6 protein-coding genes are annotated in these 7790 nt (G+C 52.7%); 5 read left to right on the top strand and 1 reads right to left on the bottom strand.

Annotated elements, in window-relative coordinates:
* Window positions 1–138: 138 nt before the first annotated feature.
* On the top strand, window positions 139–885 hold the full coding sequence (locus R5H23_RS14595; RefSeq protein WP_211501681.1) for a glucose 1-dehydrogenase: 747 nt from the start codon (window positions 139–141) through the stop codon (window positions 883–885).
* Window positions 886–1115: 230 nt separating this feature from the next.
* Here R5H23_RS14595 and R5H23_RS14590 read toward each other — a convergent pair whose 3' ends face one another.
* Window positions 1116–1736 (bottom strand): 2-hydroxychromene-2-carboxylate isomerase, encoded by a 621-nt coding sequence (locus R5H23_RS14590; protein ID WP_015075077.1) that lies wholly within the window; start codon window positions 1734–1736, stop codon window positions 1116–1118.
* Window positions 1737–1939: 203 nt separating this feature from the next.
* Between R5H23_RS14590 and R5H23_RS14585 the strand changes: the two genes are divergently transcribed.
* The 4 genes from R5H23_RS14585 to R5H23_RS14570 are packed head-to-tail and all read left to right on the top strand — an operon-like array spanning window position 1940 to window position 7790.
* Window positions 1940–4327 carry a TonB-dependent receptor gene (locus tag R5H23_RS14585; RefSeq protein ID WP_015075078.1) on the top strand — a complete coding sequence of 796 codons (2388 nt, stop codon included), beginning with the start codon at window positions 1940–1942 and terminating at the stop codon, window positions 4325–4327.
* A 4-nt stretch (window positions 4328–4331) separates the two neighbouring features.
* On the top strand, window positions 4332–5318 hold the full coding sequence (locus R5H23_RS14580) for a LysR family transcriptional regulator (RefSeq protein ID WP_015075079.1): 987 nt from the start codon (window positions 4332–4334) through the stop codon (window positions 5316–5318).
* On the top strand, window positions 5302–6789 hold the full coding sequence (locus R5H23_RS14575; RefSeq protein WP_015075080.1) for an NAD(P)-binding domain-containing protein: 1488 nt from the start codon (window positions 5302–5304) through the stop codon (window positions 6787–6789). Before R5H23_RS14580 ends, R5H23_RS14575 begins: the two co-directional genes overlap by 17 nt.
* Window positions 6786–7790 carry a membrane dipeptidase gene (locus tag R5H23_RS14570; RefSeq protein ID WP_015075081.1) on the top strand — a complete coding sequence of 335 codons (1005 nt, stop codon included), beginning with the start codon at window positions 6786–6788 and terminating at the stop codon, window positions 7788–7790. The genes R5H23_RS14575 and R5H23_RS14570 overlap by 4 nt, the downstream gene beginning before the upstream one ends.

Here is a 7790-nt window from a genome sequence, read left to right as displayed (position 1 = left end):
TAAATCCTTGAAACCAGAGATCCAAACCTTATATGCCTTATGTTGGAGCGATTACTCCACATTTAAATCCGTTGCTCTCTATCAACCGGGCATAAAGTACGCATGTGCGTTCTGGCCCATACAGACAGGCACATATCCATGAGCAAACTTTCCGGAAAAGTTGCAATCGTAACCGGCGCCTCCAAAGGAATTGGGGCTGGTATCGCCAAGGCACTTGCCGAAGCGGGGGCTGCTGTCGTCGTCAATTACGCCTCCAGCAAATCCGGAGCGGACGCCGTCGTCTCAGCCATTGCGACCAATGGCGGTCAGGCCGTCGCTGTTCAGGGAGATGTTTCTCGTAAATCCGATGCGCAGGCCATCGTGGATGCGGCGATCAGTCAATTCGGGCGCTTGGATATTCTCGTCAATAATTCCGGGGTTTACGAATTTGCTTCGATCGACGAGATCACCGAAGACCATTTCCATCGTCTCTTTAATGTCAATGTGCTTGGCACTTTACTGACGACCCAGGCCGCCGCCAAACACCTTGATGATGGCGGTAGCGTTATCAATATCAGCTCCGTTGTATCTCGTATTACGCCACCAAATTCTGCGGTCTATACGGGAACAAAGGGAGCCGTTGACGCCATTACAGGTTCTCTCGCGCGTGAGCTGGGGCCGAGAAATATTCGGGTCAACGCTATCAATCCTGGCCTGATTGAAACAGAAGGCACCAAAACTGCTAATGTTGTGGGTTCCGAAATGGAACAGCTCATTATTTCACAAACACCACTGGGACGTAGCGGCCAGGTTCAGGACATTGCTCCACTTGCCGTGTTCCTCGCCTCTGATGATGCGCGCTGGCTGACAGGCGAAACACTCATTGCCTCCGGTGGGCTGCGCTGACGTTTGACGTTAACCCGGCGGACCTCTGCCGGGTTAATATTTTATTATTGGTTTGTATTCACGAACAATATTGTTCGCGAAATATACTCTGCCAGGAAGACTTAAGCCATATTATCTAGAGAATGCTTTTGTCGTGAGAACAGGCCTACCGTGGCTTATGAGTTCTCCGCTCAAACACAGTTTCCAGAGTGCGTTGGGAAGGTAACGGCAGATACGAAGGAAAATAATAGTCATAGTCCCCCACGAATTTTCCGTTGCACAAAGTCCAGCCTGTCTTGCCCCCAAAACAGTTCGTTTCCGACGACGTAGGTAGGAGTACCAAAGATACCAAGCTGTTCTGCGTCAGACAGGTTTTTTTTCCATACAGCGTATACTTCTGGCGTTTGGGAAAAGACTAAGAGCTCTTTGGTGTCGCAATGGAGTACTTTTTCAACAATACCCTCAAGCGTATTCGTATCCGCAATATCCTGATCATGGGCCCATAATGCGGATTGAATCGCCCATGACAAAGCGACATCGTCATAGCCTTTGAGACCCGCGGCAATAACAAGACAAGCCGCATACTCTATAGTTCTGCAGGGATAATATTTCGGTTTCAGATTAAGAGGAATATCCAGAAACTTCCGCCAGCGGGTCAATTCAACCACATGATAATTCTGTCGGGCAGTGGGGCGCTCCCGCAAAGGGATTCCGCCATTACTCTGGATGATCCGAATTGGTCGCAGCACAAGTGATACGCCTTCCGACCGAGCAATTTCACGCAGCTTTGGCATCCCAAGATAAGCCCAAGGCGACGAGATTCCATAAAAAACCTGGATCGTCCCCACATTCGATGGCTGCTCGTCGGTCATTTTTGTTCCTTACATTGACAATATGAAAGAGTGATCGTGAATAAGAATGAGTTTAGATCATTAATCTCGTTGCGTCATGCGATAACATAATATACGACTCACTGAGTAGCTTATGGAAATGTACTCATTAATAAAGTTATTAATGAGTACAGCCAAAATGCGAATGGGCCTGTTTCCTCCAACCTTTTCGTCCGGATCCCGCCATGTCCGCATCTCGTGAGTTTCCAGCACTTCTGACCCTCATTCTGTTGACATTAGGGGGCACTGCTCAGGCTGCAGATGAGCAATCGTCCGATCATGACGTCATGCATAGACAGCCAATTCCTTCCCGCACACCAAAGAAGGCGGCCACAACCCATGAGGCTGCCCCGGTCAGCAAAGCGGAAGAAATTCATGTCAGAACAGAGACGCTCTCCGGAGGTGTGACCAATACGACACCCGGCGGAGGCCTCATGCCGGTTCAAACAGTTCCACGCATGCAGAGCGGGGTTACACGAGACTATATTGCGAAGCAGTCCCCGACCACGAACACACTTAACCTGCTTCAGATGTCCCCAGGGGCTGTTGTGGCCAATTCTGATCCTCTGGGTCTCGCGGACCATACGAGCATTACCGTTCGTGGTCTGGACCAGACAGAGATCGGTCTGGTGTTTGAAGGAATGCCTGCGGGCGATCCCATTTATGGGATCGCTGATACGTCCGAATGGGCAGACACGGAAAATATTGGTCGTGTCGATCTGGCGCAGGGAAGCAGCGACATTGCCGCTCCTGTCTATAATGCAGGTGGCGGCCAGATTACCGAAACGTTGCTGGACCCCAGTCACAAAGCCGGCGCACTGTTATCGCTTTCAGGCGGAACGCATGCGACGAACAAGGATTTTTTGCGTCTGGATAGTGGAGAAATCGGCCATTCCGGTGTCCGGGCATTCATGTCTGGTTCGTATACCCGCAACAATAACTGGCGCGGGCCAGGAACGAACCGTCGCTACCATGTCGATTCCAAAGCGGTAAAAGAATGGGGCGCAGACAATCGAGCCTCAGCAGTCTTTACCTGGAATACGATTGACGAATCCCCAACACGATATCTGTCTCTTGCGCAATGGAAGCAGTACGGAAAATCCTACAATTATTCTGGCGAATATACCCCAGGCAGCACAACCTATTACCGACTCTATCAATATAAGCGCTCTTCAATGATGATCAGCGCTCCAAGCCACTTTACGCTTGCAAAAGGTCTGACGGCTGATATCGCCCCCTACTATCAGTGGATGAGCGGGTCGGTCCCAAGTGGGACGACCCTGACACCTGGAAGCCTGTATCTTGGCAACCAGTCTGCGGGAACCGTCAGCTTCCCTACGCTCTATAACGGGAAAGCTGTGGCCGCAGCAATTGCAGGCTCCAACAGCTTCAATACGGGCTTCTCAGGTCATTTCACGCTGAAGACAGGCGTAAATACTCTCAAGGTTGGTTACTGGTACAGCAATCTGACCAAAAACTCCCTCTACGATTACTCTCCTGTCAGTGCGGCAGGTGACATCATCAATAATAATATCCGCACTCAAAACGGCTCCATCCTGGCGACCAAGAATTTCCACATGATGCAGCAGGTCAATGGCTTCTTCATTGAGGACGGGTTGTCTCTACTGAATCATCGGCTTGATCTGACCGCTGGGTTCAAAGCTGTGCTTCTGGCACGATCCGGAACAAACAACATTCCAGGTGCGACCTATCGTTGGGGAACAAATAGCGCAGTTCCGCTGCCGCGTTTCGAGGCCAGCTACAAGATTGACAAAAACAATCAGATTTTCATCGACGCGGTAACAAATTTCCACGCACCGATGTCAGACGTACCGTATTATGACGCTTTCAGTGTCTCGACCGGAAAGATATCGACGGCTGGAAAAACTGACCTCAAGAATGAATACTCCATTTCCGAAGAAATTGGATATCGTCATATTGGTCTTATCAATGCCTCCATTGGCTTCTTCAACTACAATTTCACAAACCGGCAGATTTCGACATCCGTTTATGCTGATGGCGCATTGACGACAAACCTCATCAATGCAGGCGGCCAAACGACGCGCGGAGCGCAGGTCGAGATTTCCCTTCGTCCCTGGCATCATTTGAGCCCATACGTTTCGGGGCAGTATCTCCATGCAACGATCGACAACAACCTTGCTGTTGGAAACGATCTTCTCCCAACCAAAGGGAAGAGTGCAATTCTGACACCGAAATTTTCGGCATCTGCAGGCATATCTTATGATGACGGTCAGTTTTTCGGCAACGTATTCTTCAATTACGTTGATTCACAATACTCAACGTTTATGAATGATGAGAGTATCCCCGCTTACAAGACGGCCAATATGACGCTGGGGTACCGCATGAAGACTTACCACTTCATCCATCGCCCGACGATCCAGCTGAATCTTGTGAACCTCGGTGATAGCAACTACCTGTCCAGCGCCTATACGGTTCGGACAAATGCCAAGACCACAAAAGGTATTTATGGGACGTCCATCGCAGGCACTGCACCCAGCTATTATCTCGGGGGTGGATTTGCAGCGGTAACATCAATCACCCTCGGATTTTGAAACCATGATTACAGGACGTCAGATCGAAGCCTTTCATGCTGTCTTTTCGATCGGCAGCATGACAGGCGCGGCACGTCATCTCGGGCGCACGCAGTCTGCTGTCAGCCGTCTCATTATGGAACTGGAAAAAGCACTTGGCTTTACCCTTTTCGAGCGGAACGGGACGCGGCTGCATGCTACGCAGGAAGCACGGCTCCTTTATGATGAGGTCAAGCGCTCCTTCATCGGACTGAAGAACATTGAGGAGAAAGCCAGACAAATCGCTGCAGGTGGAAACCATCGCCGGATTACATGCGGCGCCACATCTGCACTCTCTGGCGGTCTTGTTCCCCGGGCCATCTCCGGTCTGATGCAATGCAGTTCAGACATTTCAATGTCTTTCAAAGGCATGCCAGCCGATGAGGTCGTCCGCTCCGTGACGGATGGCAGTGTTGATGTCGGTCTGGCGACCCTGCCCATCGACGATACCAATCTGCACATTCACTGGATTGGAGAAGCATCCTGTGTGGCCGTTCTGCATGAGGATCACCCTCTTGCCCAATCCGACAGCCTTTCTCTTCGTCAACTGCATACCCAGCAGGTTCTGACCGTAGGAAATCCCTTTCGGCTGCGACGCACGATCGACGCAGCTCTTCAGGCATCCGGGAACAGCTCGTTCACCAGGATAGAAACCAATACATCCCTCAATGCTGTCATGAGTGCCCGTGAAGAACTGGGAGTAGCCATTGTAGAGCCTGTAACAGCCTACGGCATTCCCATTGGCGGTACGGTCGTGCGGCCTATTGTGGAACATATTCCCTGGGCGTGGAGTGTGTTGACACCGGCGTTTTCGGCAGCTGACAGCGGCATTCTTCGCTTCATCGAACAGATCGAAATCACAGCGCGTACCCTTTTGCCAGATTTTATCCGGCACCCACCCGAAGCGCTCGAAAAACTTCACACACGCCTTTTTCAGACCGAGCCAGGAGCACCAGATGCCAAAAGGAATTGAGGCCACCACACCAGCGCCAGCGCTCGATCTTCAGGACCTTGAAGCCCGTATTCACCGCGATCTGGATTATCTGAACCTCCCGGCAAAACCATGGGTTCTTCCACTCCATGATGCGCCTGAACCAACCTATGACGTGGTGGTGGTCGGCGCAGGCATGATCGGGCTCGCGGCGACTGCGGCTCTGCGGCTTCGTGGCATCAGTTCAGTCATCTGCCTTGATCGCGCTCCTGAAGGCACAGAAGGCCCCTGGGTCACCTACGGCCGCATGGTTACACTCCGTACAGCGAAATCTGCCTGCGGTCCGGCTTTGGGCATTCCCAGCCTGACGTTTCGCGCCTGGTTTGAAGCGCAGTTCGGTAACGCGGCGTGGGAACGCCTAAACAAAATTCCACGCGCACAGTGGATGGATTACCTCATCTGGTATCGACGCATTCTGGATCTACCAGTTCGTAACGGAATGGACGTCACAGATATTGCCCCGCAGGACGATGGGCTCATCAGGGTTACAGTGCGAGGAGAAAGCACTCCAGTTTTGGCCCGACGCGTTATACTGGCAACAGGAATAGACGGACTGGGCGCCCCATCCCTTCCTTCTGTTGCCAGTGGGATCTCCTCCCGGTTCTGCGCCCACTCCGCCGATATGATCGATTTCACAGCGCTTGCTGGAAAGCGTGTTGGGGTCGTAGGAGCAGGCGCCTCTGCAATGGACAACGCTGCGAGCGCTCTGGAGGCTGGCGCTGCTGGCGTTGACCTTTTCGTCCGTCGCGAAGCCCTCCCAAGTGTGGACAAGTTCACCGGGATCAGCAGTGATGGGCTGGTCATGGGATATGTTGGCCTGCCAGACGCAGTAAAATGGGAGATGATGCGCCTTGGGCTTGATGCGCCAGTCCCTCCCCCACGCGACAGTACGCGCCGGGTTTTCAGGCACAAGAATGCAAGACTGCATGTGAATGCCCCCCTGCTCTCGGTCGAAGAAACAGCATCTGCGTTAACCGTCACAACGCCTCATGGTGAAACGGAGCTGGATTTTCTGATTTTTGCGACCGGTTTTTCCTGTGACGTTACATCTCGACCAGAACTTTCCTCATTTGCGTCCAAGATCAGCCTCTGGGACGATCATTATACGCCTCCAGCCGGAGAAGAGAGTAAATCTCTCGGCCAATCTCCGTATCTGGCACCGGATTTTTCGTTCGTTGCACGCGAAGACAGTGACAAAGAGCCGTTATCCCGGATTTATTGTCTGTGCTTTGCCTCTGTGCTGAGCCATGGCAAGCTCACGAGTGGCGCACCCGCGATGGATGAGGCTGTTCAAAGGCTGGTCCATGGTGTCGCAGCATCTTTCCTGCGCGAAAACAGCCAGGACTGGCTGAATATTTTCCGTGAGTTCGACCGACCAGAACTCCTTGGGGATGAATGGCACCCCGAACAGATTGTCAACGGCACATCCACAAAGGTGAAGAGTAACGCATGACCGAGGATTCCTTTCAGCTGCACCAACGCAGCATCGTGATTGATGGCCTTCAGACCTGTGCCTGGAGCCGCGAAATCTTTGAACAGATGCGTGCCGGCGGCCTGACCGTTGTCAATGCTGCGTCCCTGCTGTGGGAGAACTTCAGTGAGGGCATGGCGTATGTCCGAACCTGGGAGCGGCACTTTGCTGAAAATGCAGATCTGATCATCCCAATCCGCTCCGTCGCGGATATCGAGACCGCCAAACGCACCAATCGCACAGGGATCAGTATCGGCTGGCAGAACACGTCCCCATTGGAAGACCGTCTGGATTATGTACGGCTTTTCAAACTGCTGGGCGTCAATACCATGCAGTTGACCTACAACACCCAGAACTATTCAGGGGCTGGCTATCTTGAAGAGCGTGACAGTGGCCTGACAGGCTTCGGACGCGAGGTTCTCCATGAAATGAACCGTCATGGCGTGCTGTGCGATCTGAGTCATGTAGGCGACCTGACGTCCGCCGACGTGATTGAGCACTCCCGACGCCCGGTCTGTATTTCACATGTGCTGCCACGCGCGCTTCGGGATGTGAAACGCAACAAGCCAGATTATCTGTTCCGAGCCTGCGCCGAAAAAGGCGGCATCGTGGGTGTCAGCCTGTTCTCTCCCGGATTACGTGCGGGGAATGACGCGACAATCGATGATTATCTGGATGCCATGACCCATGTCCTGAACATCGTGGGTGAAGACCACATTGCGATGGGTACCGATTTCAGTACAGGACATCCCCGTCCTGGCCCTTGGCTGCTCTGGGCGAACCGGGACAAGGGATATGGGCGTCAGCTGACAGAATTTGGCCGTACCACGATCCGCAAGCCATCGGGCTTTGCCAGCATCCCAGAAACACCCAACCTGACAGACGCCATGATGCGCCGTGGGTGGTCCACAGGGCTAATCGAGAAAATTCTCGGACAGAACTGGCTGCGCCTGTATCGCGACACATGGACACCAGAGGTCTGA

Source organism: Gluconobacter sp. GP1, assembly GCF_032913585.1.
Lineage (GTDB): Bacteria > Pseudomonadota > Alphaproteobacteria > Acetobacterales > Acetobacteraceae > Gluconobacter > Gluconobacter cerinus.
Note: the sequence above shows the minus strand (reverse complement) of the source record. Positions and strands in the feature narration are given on the sequence as shown.

Bases quoted from the DNA above. Each gene is read 5' to 3' on its own strand.
- R5H23_RS14590 (WP_015075077.1), bottom strand. From the start codon at position 1,736: ATGACCGACGAGCAGCCATCGAATGTGGGGACGATCCAGGTTTTTTAT.
- R5H23_RS14580 (WP_015075079.1), top strand. From the start codon at position 4,332: ATGATTACAGGACGTCAGATCGAAGCCTTTCATGCTGTCTTTTCGATC.
- R5H23_RS14575 (WP_015075080.1), top strand. From the start codon at position 5,302: ATGCCAAAAGGAATTGAGGCCACCACACCAGCGCCAGCGCTCGATCTT.
- R5H23_RS14570 (WP_015075081.1), top strand. From the start codon at position 6,786: ATGACCGAGGATTCCTTTCAGCTGCACCAACGCAGCATCGTGATTGAT.
- R5H23_RS14595 (WP_211501681.1), top strand. From the start codon at position 139: ATGAGCAAACTTTCCGGAAAAGTTGCAATCGTAACCGGCGCCTCCAAA.
- R5H23_RS14585 (WP_015075078.1), top strand. From the start codon at position 1,940: ATGTCCGCATCTCGTGAGTTTCCAGCACTTCTGACCCTCATTCTGTTG.